The sequence below is a fragment of the Streptomyces sp. NPDC127119 genome (genome assembly GCF_042677425.1).
In the GTDB taxonomy this organism is placed as follows: Bacteria; Actinomycetota; Actinomycetes; order Streptomycetales; family Streptomycetaceae; genus Streptomyces.
Genome location: NZ_JBHXTO010000299.1, coordinates 1 through 2,680, shown reverse-complemented (window position 1 = coordinate 2,680; position 2,680 = coordinate 1). Strand labels below are relative to the sequence as shown.

At 72.5% G+C, this 2,680-nt stretch carries 2 protein-coding genes; both read right to left on the bottom strand.

Translation table 11 applies throughout. The features are described 5' to 3' along the window. Nucleotides 1–133: 133 nt before the first annotated feature. Nucleotides 134–1,015, bottom strand: coding sequence for an SCO1860 family LAETG-anchored protein (locus tag ACFVH5_RS44255; RefSeq protein ID WP_385839349.1), 882 nt, complete (start codon nt 1,013–1,015; stop codon nt 134–136). Nucleotides 1,016–1,320: 305 nt separating this feature from the next. Next, complete coding sequence (locus ACFVH5_RS44250) at nt 1,321–2,421, bottom strand: amidohydrolase family protein (RefSeq protein ID WP_385839348.1); 1,101 nt, start codon at nt 2,419–2,421, stop codon at nt 1,321–1,323. Nucleotides 2,422–2,680 lie beyond the last annotated feature (259 nt).

Genomic DNA, 2,680 nt, shown 5'->3' with positions numbered 1-2,680 from the left:
GCCTAAGGGGCGCGGGGAACTGCGCAGTCTTTTGGTTTTTAGGGGCGCGGGGAACTGCGCGAACGGCCCCCGCCGGGTCGCAGTGAGCACTCGGTCTTACGCCACCCTCCCCCGCAGGGGCGCGGGTCCGGCGTCAGGCTCGGCGGCGGCGGGTCAGGGTTACCGCTGTGGCGCCTGCCACCAGTAGCGCGAGCGCCCCCGCCGCCACATACCGCGTCGCCGAACTGCCGCCGGTCTCCGCGAGCCCCGGCGACTCCGCGGCAGCGCCCTGCGGCGACACCCCCGGCACGGGCTCCGCCGGGGACTCGCAGGTCGCCTCCGCCAGAGTGACCGTTCCTTCAACTTCCGCCACGTTCAGCTTCAGCGGGTTCACGGACACCTTGAGCCGCAGCGCGGTCGCCGCCGCCGTACGGGACGTGGTCCGTGTGGACGACAGGTCCAGGCGGACCTCACCGACCCCCGGCACCTTCACCTCCGTCACCCCGCCGGCGCTCACCGTGGTCCTCTTGCCGAGCACCGTCACCGCACCCAGCGGATTCGCCGAGGCGACCGGCTTCTCCCCCGCCGCGCAGACCGCTTTCGCGGTGACCTGATCGACCTCGATGAGGGACAGCAGCGGCAGTCCAGGAATGTGCACCTTGGCGTGGGCGAGGTGCACCGACCCCTCGGCCTTCTCCGCGGACACGGTCGCACCCGCTCTGGCGACCTCCGCGCCGAGCACGGTGAACGGCTGTCCGCCGTCGACCCCGTCCAGCTTCGCCGTGAGCGTGGTCTTCTCGGCGCTCCGCGGCGCCTGTACTTCGTTGAGCGAGACCGCGAGCGGGACGTTCACGGTCTTGTTGAGCAGGGACACGTCGAGCCCGGTGCGGAGCACGACGGCGCCGGCGCGACCGTGGCCGTCGGTCGCGTGGGCGGGACCCGCGCCGGCCAGGACCGCGGGACCCGCGGCCAGGGAGACGGCGGCCGCGGTGGCGGCCAGCCTGCGTGCGGGCATACGGAAAGCATTGCTGTTCATGGTGGTGGGACCCCCACAGGAGACAGAACCGGAGACGCGACGCCGCAGGACGCTCCGCTCGCAGGGACATGCGGGGAGCGTCCGGCGGCGTCGATGACGGGAATCCTTACGCACGGAGAGTGAACAGTCAGCGAGCTGACGGGAGTTCACCCATACGTGGACTTTCCGCGCACCTCTTCGATTCATCCTGCACGTACGTTCCTCAAGGCCACCCGGATCACTGAACTCCACCGAACTGGCTGGAAAGCGCCGGAGCGCGGGAGGGAGTGCGCGCCGCAGGGAACGGGCCCCGCGGTCACTCTCCGTCAGCCGACGACCCGGCCGTCCAGCACCACCCGCCGCGGCGCCGCCAGGACCCGTACGTCCGCCCGCGGATCCTGCTCGTACACGACGAGGTCGGCCGGAGCCCCTTCCTCCAGGCCGGGCCGGCCCAGCCACGCACGGGCGCCCCACGTGGTGGCCGAAAGCGCCTGGAGGGGCGGGATACCGGCCTTGACCAGCTCGGCGACCTCCCCCGCCACCAGGCCGTGCGGCAGCGTGCCGCCCGCGTCGGTGCCGACGAACACCGGGATCCCGGCGTCGTACGCGGCGCGCACGGTGTCGTAACGGCGCTCGTACAGTCGCCGCATGTGCGCGGACCACTGGGGGAACCTGGCCTCGCCCCCGTCCGCGAGGTGCGGGAACGTGGCGATGTTCACGAGGGTCGGGACGATCGCGACGCCGCGTTCGGCGAAGAGCGGGATCGTGTCCTCGGTCAGGCCGGTGGCGTGTTCGATGCAGTCGATGCCCGCCTCTACGAGGTCCCGCAGGGAGTCCTCGGCGAAGCAGTGCGCGGTGACGCGGGCGCCGAGGCGGTGGGCCTCGGCGATCGCCGCCTCCACCGCGTCGCGCGGCCAGCACGCGCCGAGGTCGCCGGTCCCGCGGTCGATCCAGTCGCCCACGAGCTTGACCCAGCCGCCGCCGCGTCGGGCCTCCTGGGCCACGTACGCGACGAGGTCCGGCGGCTCGATCTCGTGCGCGAAGCCGCGGATGTAGCGGCGGGTACGGGCGATGTGGCGGCCCGCCCTGATGATCTTCGGGAGGTCGTCGCGGTCCTCGACCCAGCGGGTGTCCGCGGGTGAGCCTGCGTCGCGGAGGAGGAGTGTGCCGGCCTCCCGGTCGGCCAGGGCCTGCTTCTCCGACTCGTCGTCGGGGACGGCTCCGTGGGGGCCGAGGCCCACATGGCAGTGGGCGTCGACCAGTCCTGGCAGGGTCCAGCCGTCGATCGTGCGGACGTCTTGTGCGGCCTCGCCGCGGGGGCGGTCGTAGGTGACCTTGCCGTCGACGATCCAGAGTTCGTCCCTGGCGTCGTCGGGGGCGACGAGTACGCGGCCCGTCACGTGCAGTACCGGCGGCTGATCGCTCATGGCGGCAGCCTAGTTCTTTGACGGAGTACGCCGTCCGCGGGTCCGGTGGGGGTTGCTGCCCGCGCAGTTCCCCGCGCCCCCAAGGGGCTCCGCCCCCGAAAGACGAAAAGATTGCGCAGTTCCCCGCGCCCCTGAACCTGCAGGTCCGGTGGGGGTTGCTCGCGCCGTTCCCCGCGCCCCTTGGGGAGGGGCTGCGCCCCGTCCCGCTCAGGGGCGCGGGGAACGGCGCAGTCTTTTGGCTGTTAGGGGCGCGGGGTAC